The sequence below is a fragment of the Aeromonas sp. 603079 genome, from assembly GCF_049172135.1.
Taxonomy (GTDB): Bacteria; Pseudomonadota; Gammaproteobacteria; order Enterobacterales; family Aeromonadaceae; genus Aeromonas; species Aeromonas veronii.
In genome coordinates this window covers 178282-194593 of sequence record NZ_JAAKPX010000004.1, presented here as the reverse complement: position 1 = coordinate 194593, position 16312 = coordinate 178282, and the positions used below count along the sequence as shown (strand labels likewise).

Genomic DNA, 16312 nt, shown 5'->3' with positions numbered 1-16312 from the left:
CAGGTGATGGTGCTGTCGTAAACCGGAGAGTGTTTGAATGAAGGTGATATCTCGTTATTTGTCATATCTGGCACTGTGGCTGGTGCTGGGGCAAACGACAGGAGCAATGGCCGAAAGTGCCAACACCCTGTCGGTGCAGGGGCGTGCGCCAGTGGCATCTGGCGTGACACTGACTGGCCCGGCGGCGCCCTTGGTGGGGGATACCCTGCTGGGAACATATACCTTTAATGACCAGGATACTGATGAGGAACAGGGCAGTGTATTGCGCTGGCTGAATAATAGTGACATCGAACTCGCCAGAGGTGATCGCTATCTTTTGACCGATGCCGAGCGTGGCAAACAGCTTCGCTTTGCGGTCATCCCGGCCACCAATCCGGCGGTGACCGATCCGTCCGAGGGGGTCGAGACAAGCAGTTCGCTCTCTGCGGTGGTGCAGGGGCGGCCAGACCCCGCCAAATCCACCTTCAGTGTCGACAAGTCCACCATAGTGGCGGATGGGGTTGATAACGCAGTTTTGACGCTGACCCTCAAAGACGACAATCAAACACCGGTAATCGGCATCAGTGATCGGGTGGAGCTAGGTTATAGCGGTGTGGATACAGATGTTATCTCCCTGATGGAAAACGACCGGGGCAATGGCATCTATGAGTACATCCTGACGGGGACCAAGTCTGGCGTTGTCACCCTGATGCCACAGCTGGATGGCGCTCCCTTGACCACACTTCCTCCATCACTGCAGGTGACTCTGGCCGCCAACCCTGCCACCGCGAGAGTGGCCCAGCTGGTGACCACCACTGACAATCAGCCTGCGGATAACGTCAGCGCTGACCTGCTGACTGCGACTGTGCATGATATCGAGGGGAACCCCATGCAGGGCGCTAGCGTGATATGGTCGCATGGCAGCACCACGGCAACCTTGGGCGCAGCGACAAGTGTGACCGACAGTAATGGTCTGGCAACAGTGACCCTCATCAACACCCAGGCTGAGACGGTCGCCGTGACGGCAAGGGCTGAAGCCAATTCCGGTGACACGGGCATGACCAGTGATGCCAACTTCGCACTCTACCCGGTGCTCGATAGATTAGCCGTGGGCACCAATAATCAGCCCGCCAATAATAAGGCCTTGAACACAATAGTGGCCACATTCAAAGACCTTGCTGGGTCGGTTCTGGCAAATGTGCCGATCACTGTGCAGTTCAGTGCTGACAAGGGCACCGCCACGTTCGATAACGAGTCGCCATGGACGACCACTACCAATGACGTTGGTGAGGTGATCGTGTCACTGCGCAGCAGCGTGGTTGAGGATGTGGAGGTGACGCTATATGCGAAAAATAGCGATACCGTGCAAAAAGCGGCAACGGTCAGCTTTACAGAATTGATGATAACAAGATTCCTCAAGCCGGATCCGGCCACCATGAATTGGCTGGATGCCGACAACTACTGCAATAGCATCGGACGCCGTCTACCGACGGTAGCTGAATTGCAGGCATTGTTTGTCGAGATATCTCCTTCTTCTGGTGAGAATTATGCCTTGTGTCATGTTCATGGATGGCCACTGGCTAACAAGTGTGGTGGCTCTTTCGATGACTATTGGACGAGTGAGACGTACGACCCTCTTGCTGTTAGTGCACATGCCGCCGTCTATATGCACACAGGTCTCGTTGGTGGATTCGGTGACACACAGCCTAGCCAGGTAGCGTGCATACGTCGTTGAGGAGGCCTTGTTTCCCGGAACGATACCGATTGAATGGAACTAACCGGGGATAGTGGTGATGTGATCACCATTATCCCCTCAATTTTGCACTGCGGTTATTCACGCCATCACTACTGAACAACAAGGGTGATATCCATATACTACAGCTCGTTGAGCTTGGAATGGTTATAAAACCAACCCCATGCAGAAGTACAAATATGAAAGCTATCAGAGGACGGTTGTCGAGTTTTAATATATGTGGCTCAAAAAATAGAGCCTGAAGAATTAAACTTCACGTTGTAAAAAGATCATTCTTGGAGATTCAATCATTTGTATGGTTATCCATAAAATCGCATTAAATCAATGCGTTATGTTGCCATCATCTGTCTTGGTGAGTGGTTTTTATTATTTTATTAATCATCATCTTTTTGATGGCTCAACTTAAAATCTCAATCTGCCAAATTTGAAACATCATAGACCGGTCAGATTGGGGATGAAATGGAACAGGATAACAGTTGGAACATCGGTGAGGATGATATTGAGTGGTGGAATAGCTACACTCGATTATTTGTACAGGATATTTATAGCAAAGACCCTAAAAAAAGAATGGCTGGTTTCTATTTTAGACCACTCAGTATGGAGGCGGCTTCATTCTATCATTCCTGTGATCACGATTTGCTTTTGATGATCACCTGTGTACAAATGTCACTTCTTGAAGAGTGTTGCAAGGCATATCATCAAGCTGGACGTCGGCCATGTCAGTTATTTTTTAAGGCTGAACCACGAGTATTATCAAAAATATCTAGCCAGCTAATAGCATTGATGGATAGTCTGCGCTCTCAAAAGATAGAGTTGATTCTTGACTTGAATTTACCATATCATAAAAATGATAAGGAGTGGCAAAAGTCACTATTTAAAATAGTCGATAGTGGCCATATGGTTTGTCTGGGAGGGTATAACTGGAAAGATAACGAACCCAGAGATTTCCAGGTGGTTAAAGAACTATTTAAATATGTCAGATTAGGACCGCCTCCGTCTAATTTGGCGGAAGTTAATCACTTTATTGATACCTGCTTCTATGTTAAAGAAAAACTGGCAATGCAACTCATATTAGATAGAGTGCAAAGTCAGACAGATCTGGATATAGCTTGTCGGACACCATTTTTTGCATTGATGGGCGATTATATTTCAACTGCTCATTTAGCAAAAAATCTGGATGATGTCTCCTATAAGGTCATGTTATGAGTGCCATCAAGAATACTACACTTGTTATTGCATTGTGTACATTAACACTCTGTAATATGATTTATCAAGATGTATTCCATACATTGAAAAATGATGGGCATCATCATTCTGAATACAGCATTATCTGGGCACCTAATGCTTATCTGGTATTTTTTCTATGGGCATTTGGTCGCTGCATAGATAAGACAATATCACTAATATCAATTTTCATGACAGTAATAGGGTTCAACTTACTCTATTTTAGTAGCCAAAATTATCCTATGGGAATGGGGTCTTATTGGTCATCATTGATAATGTATGCTGTCAATAACACTGTATTTATCATTGGCTTTCTATTTGTGTTGAATTTTTGGCAATCATCAATATCTTTTCTTTCAAAAGACAATGAAGTGCTATCATTTTTATGGCTCCATTTTGGTGGAGCCTTATGTACTCTTATTGCAAGTGTATCTGTCCTGGTTTTCCCTAGTTCCTCAGAAAAATTGGTATATCAGCTGTTTTCCGCAAACCTAATGGCATTTACCTTTTTTACATCATATCTTTTTTTGTCAGAGCAATTCATTCCTGACAACAAAAACCTGAAGATGATGAACTTTTGTTTATTGGTGTCACTGTCATCAATTGTTTTTTTTATAGTAAATGAGTTTTTTCATACCTTATCAAAGGAAACGTTTGCATTAATCTTGATGGCATCATTTATTTGTCTTTTTATTAAATCCAGACCCTATGTGAGAATTGTTATTGCGGCGTTGGTCTCAGCTTTTTGCGCTGCTGTAAATGTAGCTTTGGATTTATCTCTTTATGATTTTATTTTATTTTACAGTATATGCATTAGTACCAGCATTATCTTGATAATGCGGAAGAAAGAAACACACATTATACATGCGCTGCAGAAAACGGTAGATGAGCTTAGAAAAAGTAAACTAATAGACCCTTTGACTGGCTTGCTTAACAGAGAGGGATTCAGGAGCGTATTAAGTGAAAAATGTAACACCAATGAAGAGTTTCTGGTCGCATATGCAGACCTTGATAAATTTAAAGAAATTAATGATTTTATGGGACACGCTGCAGGTGACCTTGTATTAAAGATATCTTCAGCAAGAATGTCATCAATCTTAGGTATGAATAGCCCTGTCGCACGCCTTGGTGGTGATGAGTTTGCTTTTGTTATTCCTGGTGAGAAAAGTGTAGCCCTGCAGCGTTATCAGGAACTAATCGAAAAAATAACGCAGCCCATCGCAATAGGAGAGCGCACATTTTCAATTGGTATTTCTATTGGAGTTAGCGCTTATCCTCATCAAGCAGTTACAGTAGAAGAGTTGCTTGATAAAGCGGATATGGCCATGTATGCAGCCAAATGCTCCCATGATCGTGCGCCAGTGTATTTTGAAGAAAAGATGGACTACCGAAAAAATCATGAGACATTTTATTTGCAAAGAACATTTAATATAGAGTTAATGTTGGGGGAATGTTATGCGGTATTCCAGCCGCTACACGATATTGAGCAGGGGAGAATAAAGTCATTTGAAGCATTACTGCGACATCCTAATTTTAGCACGGTTGATATAATTCAGTGGGCTGAAGAATATGGCCATATGAATGCACTGTTTGAACTTATGGTACAATGCGCAGTAAATTTTATTCTAAAGTCAGGTTATCCCGTTACAGTCAACATATCTCCCTCTCAGATCATCTTCAATTGTGGGATAATTAGAAACTTAATGGAAAAGGTGATCATAGAATGTAAATTGCCACGAGGTTCATTAAATTTAGAAGTTACTGAGTCGGTACCAATCGTTGAGCAGGCAGTGTTCATTAATGCGGTTGGCCAAATAAAAGAACTCGGAGTAGAAGTTTACCTTGATGACTTTGGTACTGGCTATGCCTTTTTTTCTACACTAAGTATGGGGGCTTTTGATGCAATCAAGATTGATAGGAATCTAGTGTCTGGCATTAATAACTCACTATCCATGCAGCGCCTTTTGAACTCCATATTAACTTATGCGAACGAAGCGGGTATGTACGTTATCGCTGAGGGTGTTGAAGAAGAAGACGAGCTTTGGGTGTTGAAAAACTTGGGGGTAAAATATGTGCAAGGGTACTATTTCTCAAAACCAATGAAAGAAGAGGCCATGTTAAGCTACATAAAAGATTGGCTCTAAGCCGATAAAGAAGGCGTCAATCGATATAAAATTAAAAGCTATGCTACTTAATATCATTGGCTAGCAAGAATAGCATTACCAAAATCCCAACTTGCCAGCCATATTTACCTTGTAAACACGATACGATGGGTTTCTTAGAAGAACCCAATCGTATTGCCCCGCATGAATTTGCTTCGCCGAGTATATATGAGCATCGGTAAACCTTACATTTAGACCATCATCAAAATCGAATATAGGTTTGGATAGTTCTTTTGAATAAACTACAAAAAAAAACAAATCGTCTTTCTTTTTTGCCAAGATTCCTTTAAAAAGTTTTTTCTCTCCACTAATCTTGTTCCATGCGATTGTTTCTACAATGCCGAATCGACATGTGCTTATATATTTCATCTTTACATCATTTGCCTCTGAGTTATAATTGCACCCCATACCATTGATAACCGGAATAATAATATAAGTATGGAGGACTATGAAACTAGTCAACGCTATGAACTTTAATGTCTTGATCATTGTTGTCATATCCATAAAGATAAAGACCAGATTTCTTTTGTATATTGTCAGATATTGACTTTTGCTTGCTTTTATTTAGCTCAAAAACGCCACATATCTTTGTTTTTTCACTTAACTGATAGCAGTAAAGTTCACCTGAAGAAAAGAAATATATGATACCTAATGACAGGATCGCTACGCAATACAGCGAGAATAGTGTTTTGACAAATATTTTTTTAAAATAACTGGCATGATTTTCTTGCGCTATGATCTTTGCGTTAATTTTGGCCATATCAATAATGGCCTCATCTACTTCATCTGAACTTGATTCGGTTGTTTTATTCTCTGTATTTATCTCATTTTTATTTTTTGACGAGTCACAAGGAGGTTGCAGAGCAATCATGCTAGATTGGATCTTGTCTGCTGCGCCATGAAGTATATAACCTCTCCGGTGAACGGTTTCTATCTTAAAAGCCCCGTCAGTTTCTTGTAGTACTTTTCTGATGTTTTTTATAGCAACTGCCAATGAATTGGGAGAGACGAACTTGTTAGGCCACCCTTCTTCAATCAGTTCCTCTTTACTGGAAAACTGATTTAATTTTTTTAGTAAAGCGGTAAAAATCAGTGTCTCGCTTTTGCTTAATCGAGCAATCACTTCTGAGTTCCATGTGACGTCACCTGAGACGGGGTTGTAGTCCAGCATGCAAAACCACCAATGATTAAATTTTACGTTATAAACAAGGCTCTCATCCAGTGAAAGCTAATCCTTAGACCTCTATCTACGATAGCCTTACTTTTAGTTATTCTATAAGTAACATTACTATAGTTGCAATACTCTTATTCAAGCACCCTGTATATTATTCGTTCTCAATAGTGAGACATCGCTCATCATAGTTTCAGTATTAATTAGTTTATCTAATCCATTAATTATAAAAATTTTAAGTGAGGTGTCTCACTATAAACCTTGACACAAATCTTAACCGTTTATTTGTTGCGTAGTTTTACAACAGATGGAGATGTTTATAAAGAAAAATAAGCAGGATGTGAGAAGTTGCTTTGATTGTCATCTGAATATTTATTGTTGTGGTAAATTTCTTGGTGTTATATTAACTTGTTAGTGGTTGTTGATAATGCTGTTAAATATATGCCAGCTTGACAATAAATATTAAATCATGTCTAGTTTAAATCTGGCTTGATACGTTATGGTAAATAAAGCTATCAAGTGACTGGTAGACATATCTAATGTCGGTTCCTGAGATAATCAGAGGCGGTAACGTAAAAATACAGTTATCAAAGCTGGTGACAACTCTCTGCGATGATCTGGCAAATAGCTACATAGCTATCGGATAATAGATAGATCTAAATTAACTCCCTATTAAATCATATCTTTTCATGTAAATATGCGTCGAATCAGCATTATATTTAACCAGCATTGTATTCTTTATGTCATGTGAGGATACTCATGAACTCTTTTTATATATCAGTGATATAAGATTAATTAAGTCGTTATTTCATGGTTTTGAGTATTGAATAATACAGGAGATGGCCTTTGAAAAGGTTGCCTGTTACTGAGCATTCGGAGTGATGAATGAACAATGAAATTACTATGACAGATGAGATGGTGTTGGTGTAACTAATTGAAAAGAAAGGATTTTTTATTTTTATAAATTTATTATTTTAGCATCACTACATTTTGATTAAAACATAGGATTATTGCTGCTTAGTTATCAGGCATATGTGAATCTGTATTGGTCGAGGTGAAATGATATGTATATAAAAATGGTAAATAGAGATAAGGGAGTTACCTTTGATCTTCAAAATGGTATTGTCGAATACAAAGCATTGGGGGGATTGTTGGTACAGTCTAGGCTGGGTAAAAAAGACAGGGATGTATTGATTTATTTGATAAATAACGTAGGGCGATTGATCTCAAAAGATGAAATTTTACATAGTGTATGGACTAATCGTATTGTCTGCGACAATACCGTTTCGGTTTCATTGTCAAATATTAGAAAGTTCTTGAGGAAAGCAGATGAAGATTGCTCATGCCTGACAAATGTCTCTGGGTCTGGTTATATATTCAATCCAGCCAAATCGGGATTTAGATTAGAAAAACAACTGAAAGTAAATGAGTTTGCTGTTTGATTATTGATATTTATTGTCGGTGCTGGTTATTAATTATATTGGTGAGGCCATTGCTGTAAGGGTTACTGTTAGTATGAAATAGTCGTGGCAAGCTACAGTAGCCCAACGCCATTTCACGAAAAATACTGAAGCATGATAAAGTTCAGGTATGAATACGCTGTCAAGCCTTATTTTAACTATCTTGCCAATCAGGAATTATATTTTTCGGTTTGTGGAGCGTGGAATATTATTGTTTTTATCTATGGATAACTGCAGAAAATTAATGCCTGGTTGTACAGCTCAAAGATGTGATATCAACATGCACGATCTCTATTTGTTCTCGCTGGTCACCAAGACAGAAAACCTGATTGATGAAGACAGCATAACCTCTCGCCTGCTTTTCATATCTGAAACCTCTTCAGCCATCCGAAGCACCGCGCGACTGCATTTAGCTGCAATAACGAGCTTTGTTTAACACCAGTGTGCGGAACCTTATGGTGTCGCGACTGCTCGCACATGCTGTGCGATGACCGCTTTTATCCTTCTACGCCGGTTGGGTGTATCCCGGCAATCCCATCGAGCAGCAGGTCTTGTTCGCGTGAAAGAGGCCCGGTTGAGCGGTAGTAGGGATACAAGGGCTCTATAAGCCTCTTTGCACTGCTTTTTGCAAAACCGTGATGAGGTAAACCATGGGATTAATGACTAGATTTATCAGTAGCAAGGAGTAAAACGACACCCTTGCATCATCACAAAACAGCATGGGACAGGGATCATGAACAGAGCGCAGGAAGCCGGTTCGTGCTCGCTTCAGGTGGATCTCAGACAGGTCGTTTATGCCTTGTCTGCGTCACTGGATCTGGTAGGAATTGGCGATGTGGCCCATGGTAAACGGGTCGGGATCATGGCGGCCGAGTGTGGTCGGGTATTGGGGCTGGATACAGCTGAATGTTGTTTGTTGTTTGAGCTCGGCGTGCTGCACGATATTGGTGTCTCCTCGACCATCACCCATCACCATCTGGTTAGTGAGTTCGATTGGGAGTCCTCCCAGCGTCACTGCGAGGTAGGATATCAGCTGCTCAAGGATTTCCGCTTGCTGGCCCCGTTGGCACTGCCTATCCGTTATCATCATACCCACTGGCATCTCTTGCGCGAGATGGCCGATGTGGACCCCCAGGTTGCTCGTCAGGCCAACCTTATCTTTCTGGTGGATCGTTGCGATGCGCTGGCTGCCCCATTCTATGGCGATGGCTCATTGTTAATGCATACACACGAGATCCGTGCTCGCCTGCAGGATTGCCGTGACGAATTCTTTGCCACCGATCTGTTGGATGGTTTTCTCCAAGCCTCCCGCTCGGAGGCGTTCTGGTTGCAACTGGAGGCGCGAGCCATCAATGATTACATGCACGAGATGCTGAGGCAGCGGGAGTCCTGCATCACCGATAATGGTGAGCTAAAAGCGTTGGCCAGGATCTTCTCGGGTATCGTTGATGCCAAAAGTCCATTCACTATGACGCACTCCCTCGGAGTGAGCCGTCTTTCGCGTGCCCTGGCCGAGCGGCTGGGGGTTAGTAGTGTCCATTGTGACATGCTCGAAATTGCAGGGCTGTTGCATGATCTCGGCAAGTTGAGGGTTCCTGATGAAATATTGGACAAACCTGCCGGCTTGACGCCGGAGGAGCGGGCAATCATCAATACCCACAGTTTCGAAACCTACCAGATCCTGCGTCATATCGAAGGGTTTGAGGAGATAGCCTGCTGGGCGGCCTATCACCATGAGGAGCCTGACGGGGAGGGCTATCCGTTCCATCTGCCGGCATCCGCCATGGCGCTCGAAGCGCGCATCCTGCGGGTGGCCGATATTTTCCAGGCCATGGTGCAGGACAGACCTTATCGACGTGGGCTGCCTGCTCGTGATGCTCTGGCTTTTATGCATCAACTGGCGGCTCAGGGTCGGGTAGATCCTGTCGTGGTGGCGACGTTGGCGGATTATCTGCCACAGATGATGGCTGCGGCCATGCCGGCCAATGAAAACAGATATGCAATCGGTTGATGGGGGAGGAGAGGCTGACCCATCCGGCAGTGAGCCAGCTATGCTTGGAGCAAGCCGTGCGTGGTGCCGGTACTGACGCGCAAGACGCCAGCCTGATTGGACTATGGATAGGGGAATTGATATGGAATCGCTAAAAGCCAGGGATTATATGCAGAGCAGACCTATAACCTTCACTGCAGACATGATGGTGCAGGCTGCGGTCGAGAAATTTTTGAACAGTCATCAGTTGGGAGGGCCAGTGGTGGATGGGCAGGGACACTTGATCGGCTGGATCTCCGAGCAGGATTGCATTGCAGTGATGCTCAAGGAAGCTTATCACTGTGAGCAGGTCGCTCAGGTCAAGGATGTGATGCGCAAGGAGGTACTGACTGTTGAGCCAGATACCAGCATCCTCACCCTGGCGGAGATGATGATGGGACAGAAACCCAAGATCTATCCGGTGGTGGAGGAGGGCAGGCTGCTCGGGGTAATCAATCGCCATAATGTGATGCAGGCTATCCATGCCCAGTTGACCACCTGTTTTGTACACAATCACGGCTAAGGGCTGACCGGATGCAACATGCAACAGAAGCAGGCCAATGGCCTGCTTCATTGTTTTGGGAGATGGTGCGTTCACCCATCCGTAGCCTGGTATGGAGGCTAATTTGCCTCTCCAGTGTCTCATGTTAAGGCTTGCACCTGCTGTCTGTGCTCTTTAGGATCTCCCCCAGCTATCGATATGGCCCCCTTGTCGGGCACTCTTTTAAGGAATTCGTACCTTGTCTCTCTCTATCGAGGCGCTGCGCCGCCGTCTCTCTGCCTGCATGAACCTCGACGCCCGCCGTCTCTCCAGCCGTCTGCACGGTGCCAAGAAGTTGCCCGAGGGCAAACAGGCTGCGGTACTCGAGACCATTGCCGCCGATCTGGATGCGGCGCAGGCGCGTTACCAGTCCCGTTTGGCGGGCGTACCCAAGGTCACCTATCCGGACAACTTGCCGGTCAGTCAGAAGCAGGCGGAGATCGCCAAAGCCATTGAAGAGCATCAAGTGGTGATCATCGCCGGCGAAACCGGCTCGGGCAAAACCACCCAGATCCCCAAGATCTGTCTGGCGCTGGGGCGCGGGGTGAAGGGCTTTATCGGCCACACCCAGCCGCGTCGTCTGGCGGCCCGCACTGTGGCGGCCCGTATTGCCGAGGAGATGGAGTCCGAACTCGGTCACTACGTGGGTTACAAGGTGCGCTTTACCGATCAGGTTAGCGAGCAGACCCACATCAAGCTGATGACCGACGGTATCCTGCTGGCCGAGATCCAGAACGACCGGATGCTCACCCAGTACGACACCATCATCATCGATGAGGCCCACGAGCGCAGCCTCAATATCGACTTCATCCTGGGCTATCTCAAGCAACTGCTGCCCAAGCGCCCGGATCTCAAGGTGATCATCACCTCGGCCACTATCGACCCGCAACGCTTCTCCCGCCATTTCAACAAGGCGCCGGTGATAGAGGTCTCTGGCCGCACCTATCCGGTAGAGGTGCGCTACCGCCCGCTCACCAGTGATAAAAGTGAAGGGCTGGAAGAGCGCGACGAACTGCAGGGGATCTTCGACGCGGTGGAAGAGCTGGCCCGCGAGGGGCTCGGGGACATCCTTATCTTCATGAACGGTGAGCGGGAGATCCGCGATACCGCCGATGCCTTGCGCAAGCTCAACCTGCGCGATACTGAGGTGCTGCCGCTCTACGCCCGCCTCTCCAACGCCGAGCAGAACAAGGTGTTCCAGCAACATGCCGGACGGCGCATCGTGCTCGCTACCAACGTGGCGGAGACCTCGCTGACGGTGCCGGGCATCCGTTACGTCATCGATCCGGGTACCGCCCGTATCAGCCGCTACTCCTGGCGCACCAAGGTGCAGCGCCTGCCCATCGAGCCGGTTTCCCAAGCCAGCGCCAACCAGCGTAAAGGGCGTTGCGGTCGGGTGGCGGATGGTATCTGTATCCGCCTCTACTCGGAGGAGGATTTCAATAGCCGTCCCGCCTTTACCGACCCCGAGATCCTGCGCACTAACCTGGCCTCCGTCATCCTGCAGATGCTGGCGCTCGGCCTTGGCAATATGGAGGCCTTCCCCTTCGTCGAGCCGCCGGAGTCACGCCATATCAAGGACGGCCTGACCCTATTGAAAGAGCTGGAGGCGGTGCGCGAGCTGCCCGCCACCGGCGATCGTGAAGCCAAACTGCAGCTGACCGATATCGGTCGCCAGCTCTCGCGCATTCCCCTTGATCCGCGTCTGGCGAAGATGGTGATCAGCGCGGCGCAGACCGGCTGTTTGAGCGAGGTGATGGTGATCACCTCCGCCCTCAGCATTCAGGATCCCCGCGAGCGGCCCATGGAGAAGAAGCAGGCCGCCGACGAGCAGCACAGACGCTTTGAGGACAAGGATTCCGACTTCCTCGCCTTCGTCAATCTGTGGAATTACCTGAAAGAGCAGCAGGATGCCCTGGGCAGCAATCCGTTCCGCCGCATGTGCCAGAAGGAGTTTCTCTCCTACCTGCGGGTACGGGAGTGGCAAGACATCCATTTCCAGCTGCGTCAGACGGTGAAAGAGCTTGGTTTTAAAGCCAACCATGAACCGGCGGATTTCAAGACGGTGCATTGCGCGCTGCTGACCGGCCTCTTGAGCCATATCGGCAACAAGGATTTGGAAAAGCCCGAGTTCCTCGGTGCTCGCAATGGCCGTTTCCACCTCTTCCCAGCCTCGGGCTTGTTTAAAAAGCCGCCCAAGTGGGTGATGGCCGCAGAATTGGTGGAAACCTCGCGTCTCTACGCTCGTATCAACGCCAAGATTGAACCCGAGTGGGTGGAGCCGCTGGCGGGGCACCTCATCAAGCTGCACCACAGCGACCCCCACTGGTCGAAGAAAAACGGCGCCGTGATGGCCAAGGAGAAGGTGACCCTCTATGGCTTGACTCTGGTCAACGAGCGCACCATCAACTTCAGCCGTATCGATCCGGCGCTGTGCCGCGAGTTGTTTATCCGCCGCGCCCTGGTGGAGGGGGATTTCGAGACCCGTCACCGTTTCTTCAGCGACAATCGCAAGCTCCTGGCCGAGGTGGAGGCGCTGGAACACAAATCCCGTCGTCGCGACATCCTGGTGGATGACGAGGACTTGTTCCGCTTCTACGATGCCCGCTTGCCGGAGGAGGTGATCTCCGCTCGCCATTTCGACAAGTGGTGGAAAGAGGCGCAAAAGCGGGACGCCGAGCTGCTCAACTTCGAAAAAGAGATGTTGATGAAGGGGGATGCTGCCCACATCAGCGATCTCGACTACCCCAACTTCTGGCTGCAGGGGCGCCTCAAGCTCAAGCTGACCTATCAGTTCGAGCCAGGGGAAGCCGCCGATGGCGTGACCCTGCATATTCCGCTGCCGCTCTTGAATCAGGTAGAGGTGAAGGGGTTCGAGTGGTTGATCCCGGGGCTACGTCACGAGCTGTTGGTTGCCCTCATCAAGTCGATGCCAAAGCCGATGCGCAAGAACTTTGTGCCAGCGCCGAACTATGCCGATGCGCTGCTCGCCAGTATCAACCCCGAACAGGGGCCGCTACTGGACGAGATGGAGCGCCAGCTGCGGCGGATGACTGGCGTGACCGTGCCCCGTGAATCCTGGGACTGGAATGCGGTACCCGATCACCTGAAACTCACCTTCCGGGTGGTTGACGACAAGCACAAGAAGGTAGCGGAAGGCAAAGATCTGGAGGCATTGAAAGAGTCGCTGCGTGGCAAGGTGCAGGAGACCCTGTCGCAAGTAGCGGACGATGACATCGAGCAGTCCGGCCTCACCCTGTGGAGCTTTGGCGAGCTGCCGAAGGAGTACAGCCAAAAGCGCAGCGGTTTCGAGGTGAAGGCCTATCCGACGTTAGTTGATCAGAAGGATTCGGTCGCCATCCAGCTGGTGGAGAGCCCGGTGGTGCAACAGCAGCTGATGTGGGCCGGTCAGCGCCGGTTGGTGCTGCTCAACGTGCCATCGCCCATCAAGTACCTGCAGGAGAAGCTGCCCAACAAGGCCAAGCTGGGGCTCTATTTCAACCCGTTTGGCAAGGTGGCGGAGCTGATTGACGACTGCATCGCCTGCGGCTGCGACAAGCTGATCGAGCAACATGGCGGGTTGGCCTGGGACGAGGGCGGTTTCGAGGCGCTCAAGGAGTATGTCCGCGCCGAGCTCAACGATGCGGTGGTGGAGGTGGCCAAGCAGGTGGAAGCCGTGCTGACGCTGTCCCACGAGATCAAGAAACGGCTCAAGGGCAAGATGCAGCTCGACACCGCCTTTGCCATGTCCGATATCCAGCAGCAGCTGAGCAACCTCATTCACAAAGGGTTCGTGACCGAGACCGGCTGGCAGCGACTGCCGGATCTCTTGCGTTACCTGCGGGCCATCGAGCGTCGTCTCGAGAAGCTGGCCATCGATTCCAACCGGGATCGGGTCTACATGCTCAAGGTGCACAGTGTGGAGTCGGAGTACAAGGCGCTGCTGGCCAAGATCCCCAAATCCCAGCTGGTGCCCACCGAGGTGGCCAATATCCGCTGGATGATCGAGGAGCTGCGGGTGTCGTTCTTCGCCCAGAATCTGGGCACCCCTTATCCGGTCTCCGATAAACGGGTGCTTAACGCCATCGCTCAGTGCTAAGCTGCTATCTAACTGTTTTAACAGCATGATAGCGCGTGATAAGAAGGGGTTGCCGGTCAGGTAGCCCCTTCAAACCGCAAGTCAGGGAGGCAAGGATGCTGGGGGTCTGGTTGAGTGTGGCGCAGGTGGTGATCAGCGGTTATCAACCCATTGCGGAACAAACCTGGGTGCAGTTGAACCCGGAATATTACCCGCTGGCGCGCACGCCACCAGCGATGTTTGTGGCCTGGCGTGGCAATCAGTTTCCGCCGCTGGCCCAAAAGCAGAAGCATGGTCGCTGGCAGATCCTCTTTCCCGCTCGGCTGGTCCCCCCTTTCGATCTGTTCGAGGGGGAGGCGCAGCTCTCCAAAACCTATCTGGCAAGACTGCGGCGCATCGACGAGATGGCTTACGGGGTCGCCCCCGGCCAGGTCGCTGCAACCGTGCAGCATGGCAGTGTTTCACCTTTTGAGCCATCGCAACTCATAGCGCCCTTTATCGCCGAGTTCAACGTTCCTCGTGCCATGCCGGTTCAGTTGGCGGTCGCCCCCCGCTACGAAGCAGAGCCATTGCTGGCGTTGCTTGGTGCCGCAGTTGGCGAGAGGGGGAGTCGCAGTGATGGTCTGCTGGCGGCCAGCGTGTCATCTGATAGCACCACACTGACACTCTCTGCGCCGGCGGTTGGCGAGGGGCGCTCAGTGTGCCATCGGGTCGCGGCGGGTGAGACGCTGTGGCGCATCGCCAATCAGCTATCCAGCAGGGTGGGGGCAGATACTTACAGCTATCTGCTGGCCTTGGCCGCAGAAAACAGGGCGGGCCTCGGTAACAGTATCCGGGTCAAAACCGGGGAGGGGCTCTACTGTCCTCGCGCCGAGACGCTTGCGCAGTTTGATGCGTTGAGTCCGGCCCAGCGGCAACAGCAATTTGCTCGTCTTGAGCAGGGGCGTTAAAGCGCGGGATGAGCCTTGTATCCGCTATTGGCCCATGGTAGTATTCGCGCTCGTTTTGCGAGGTGCTGACCGGTCGCAGTTTGCACCATACATTCCTTTAAAAGAGATACATACTATGTCTTTCGTATTCCAAGCTGAAGTCCGTTCTGACCTGGGGAAAGGTGCGAGCCGCCGCCTGCGTCAAGCTGACCAAGTTCCTGCCATCGTTTACGGTGCAGGCAAAGAAGCCCAGTCCATCACTGTTGACCACAAGAAATTCATCCTGGCCCAAGAAAAGCCGGAATTCTATGAGTCCGTACTGACTCTGGTTATCAACGGCGAAGAAGTTAACGTGAAAGTGAAAGCTATCCAGCGTCACCCGGTACGTTACAAGCTGGTTCACCTGGACTTCGTTCGCGTTTAATCACGAACCGTCAGGTAGCAGAAAAGCCACTCTCAGGAGTGGCTTTTTGTTATCTGAAGCATGAGAAGGGGATCTCACGGCCCCCTTCTTTAACGACCCAGTTGCTGCAATGCCTGTTGACAGCGCCGCTCCGCGGCATCCAGCTCCAGCAGCACCATCCTGATATCTTCCATCTGCTGCTGCAGCGTCTCCCGCTTTTCGGTAACCAGCCCGAGCATGGTTTGCAGCTGGGTGCGGCTGCTCTTGTCGGCATCATAAAGATCAAACAACTCCCGGATCTCGGCCAGACTGAAACCGAGCCGCTTACCACGCAGGGTCAACTTGAGACGAACCCGATCCTGCTTGCTGTAGATGCGGGTCTGCCCTTCTCTGGCGGGATTGAGTAACCCTTGATCCTCATAGAAACGGATGCTACGCGTCGTAATATCAAATTCCCGAGCCAGTTCACTGATGCTGTAGCTCCGGGCTTCATCCTTGTTTTTGTTCATATAAACTTCTTGGCGAGCTAAATCCTGCTGGCACCTTACCTAAACGTAAACTGCACTGCAACTCTTGTTCCCAT

General features: G+C 49.0%; 12 protein-coding genes and 1 pseudogene. 9 read left to right on the top strand and 4 right to left on the bottom strand.

The features are described from left to right. Nucleotides 1-37 precede the first annotated feature (37 nt). From G5287_RS04235 to G5287_RS04225, 3 genes are all read left to right on the top strand, one after another. Complete coding sequence (locus G5287_RS04235; RefSeq protein WP_421173064.1) at nt 38-1714, top strand: Ig-like domain-containing protein; 1677 nt, start codon at nt 38-40, stop codon at nt 1712-1714. Between the two features lie 477 nt (nt 1715-2191). After that, nucleotides 2192-2938 carry a hypothetical protein gene (locus tag G5287_RS04230; protein ID WP_216953520.1) on the top strand — a complete coding sequence of 249 codons (747 nt, stop codon included), beginning with the start codon at nt 2192-2194 and terminating at the stop codon, nt 2936-2938. Next, on the top strand, nt 2935-5100 hold the full coding sequence (locus G5287_RS04225) for a putative bifunctional diguanylate cyclase/phosphodiesterase (protein ID WP_421230899.1): 2166 nt from the start codon (nt 2935-2937) through the stop codon (nt 5098-5100). Before G5287_RS04230 ends, G5287_RS04225 begins: the two co-directional genes overlap by 4 nt. 75 nt (nt 5101-5175) lie before the next feature. On the opposite strand, the gene G5287_RS04220 is transcribed toward G5287_RS04225, so the two are convergent. Both G5287_RS04220 and G5287_RS04215 read right to left on the bottom strand, forming a co-directional pair. Next, complete coding sequence (locus tag G5287_RS04220) at nt 5176-5487, bottom strand: hypothetical protein (RefSeq protein ID WP_216953522.1); 312 nt, start codon at nt 5485-5487, stop codon at nt 5176-5178. An 85-nt stretch (nt 5488-5572) separates the two neighbouring features. After that, nucleotides 5573-6289, bottom strand: a complete 717-nt coding sequence (locus G5287_RS04215; RefSeq protein ID WP_227342793.1) for a winged helix-turn-helix domain-containing protein — start codon at nt 6287-6289, stop codon at nt 5573-5575. Between the two features lie 1064 nt (nt 6290-7353). Between G5287_RS04215 and G5287_RS04210 the strand changes: the two genes are divergently transcribed. Beyond that, complete coding sequence (locus G5287_RS04210) at nt 7354-7731, top strand: winged helix-turn-helix domain-containing protein (RefSeq protein WP_216953524.1); 378 nt, start codon at nt 7354-7356, stop codon at nt 7729-7731. Between the two features lie 259 nt (nt 7732-7990). Here the strand turns inward: G5287_RS04210 and G5287_RS04205 are convergent. After that, a pseudogene (locus tag G5287_RS04205) lies at nt 7991-8262 on the bottom strand (hypothetical protein); the annotation flags it as partial. A 220-nt stretch (nt 8263-8482) separates the two neighbouring features. On the opposite strand from G5287_RS04205, the gene G5287_RS04200 reads away from it, so the two are divergent. The 5 genes from G5287_RS04200 (at nt 8483) to rplY (ending at nt 15750) form a co-directional block, all read left to right on the top strand. Further along, entirely contained in the window at nt 8483-9760 is a 1278-nt protein-coding gene (locus G5287_RS04200; RefSeq protein WP_421230898.1) for an HD domain-containing phosphohydrolase, read from the top strand. 121 nt (nt 9761-9881) lie between these two features. After that, nucleotides 9882-10301, top strand: coding sequence for a CBS domain-containing protein (locus G5287_RS04195; protein WP_227342797.1), 420 nt, complete (start codon nt 9882-9884; stop codon nt 10299-10301). Nucleotides 10302-10518: 217 nt separating this feature from the next. Beyond that, entirely contained in the window at nt 10519-14418 is a 3900-nt protein-coding gene (hrpA, locus tag G5287_RS04190) for an ATP-dependent RNA helicase HrpA (protein ID WP_421230897.1), read from the top strand. Between the two features lie 95 nt (nt 14419-14513). Next, nucleotides 14514-15347, top strand: a complete 834-nt coding sequence (locus tag G5287_RS04185) for a hypothetical protein (protein ID WP_421223400.1) — start codon at nt 14514-14516, stop codon at nt 15345-15347. Between the two features lie 115 nt (nt 15348-15462). After that, nucleotides 15463-15750: a 50S ribosomal protein L25 gene (gene rplY / locus G5287_RS04180; RefSeq protein ID WP_005345280.1), complete on the top strand. Its 288-nt coding sequence runs from the start codon at nt 15463-15465 to the stop codon at nt 15748-15750. An 89-nt stretch (nt 15751-15839) separates the two neighbouring features. Here rplY and G5287_RS04175 read toward each other — a convergent pair whose 3' ends face one another. Further along, a complete protein-coding gene (locus G5287_RS04175) occupies nt 15840-16238 on the bottom strand; it encodes a MerR family transcriptional regulator (protein WP_216953528.1) in 399 nt (132 codons plus the stop codon). Nucleotides 16239-16312: the final 74 nt, after the last annotated feature.

Bases quoted from the DNA above. Each gene is read 5' to 3' on its own strand.
- G5287_RS04185 (WP_421223400.1), top strand. From the start codon at position 14,514: ATGCTGGGGGTCTGGTTGAGTGTGGCGCAGGTGGTGATCAGCGGTTAT.
- G5287_RS04210 (WP_216953524.1), top strand. From the start codon at position 7,354: ATGTATATAAAAATGGTAAATAGAGATAAGGGAGTTACCTTTGATCTT.
- G5287_RS04195 (WP_227342797.1), top strand. From the start codon at position 9,882: ATGGAATCGCTAAAAGCCAGGGATTATATGCAGAGCAGACCTATAACC.
- G5287_RS04215 (WP_227342793.1), bottom strand. From the start codon at position 6,289: ATGCTGGACTACAACCCCGTCTCAGGTGACGTCACATGGAACTCAGAA.
- G5287_RS04230 (WP_216953520.1), top strand. From the start codon at position 2,192: ATGGAACAGGATAACAGTTGGAACATCGGTGAGGATGATATTGAGTGG.
- G5287_RS04200 (WP_421230898.1), top strand. From the start codon at position 8,483: ATGAACAGAGCGCAGGAAGCCGGTTCGTGCTCGCTTCAGGTGGATCTC.
- G5287_RS04175 (WP_216953528.1), bottom strand. From the start codon at position 16,238: ATGAACAAAAACAAGGATGAAGCCCGGAGCTACAGCATCAGTGAACTG.
- rplY (WP_005345280.1), top strand. From the start codon at position 15,463: ATGTCTTTCGTATTCCAAGCTGAAGTCCGTTCTGACCTGGGGAAAGGT.
- G5287_RS04225 (WP_421230899.1), top strand. From the start codon at position 2,935: ATGAGTGCCATCAAGAATACTACACTTGTTATTGCATTGTGTACATTA.
- G5287_RS04235 (WP_421173064.1), top strand. From the start codon at position 38: ATGAAGGTGATATCTCGTTATTTGTCATATCTGGCACTGTGGCTGGTG.
- G5287_RS04220 (WP_216953522.1), bottom strand. From the start codon at position 5,487: ATGAAATATATAAGCACATGTCGATTCGGCATTGTAGAAACAATCGCA.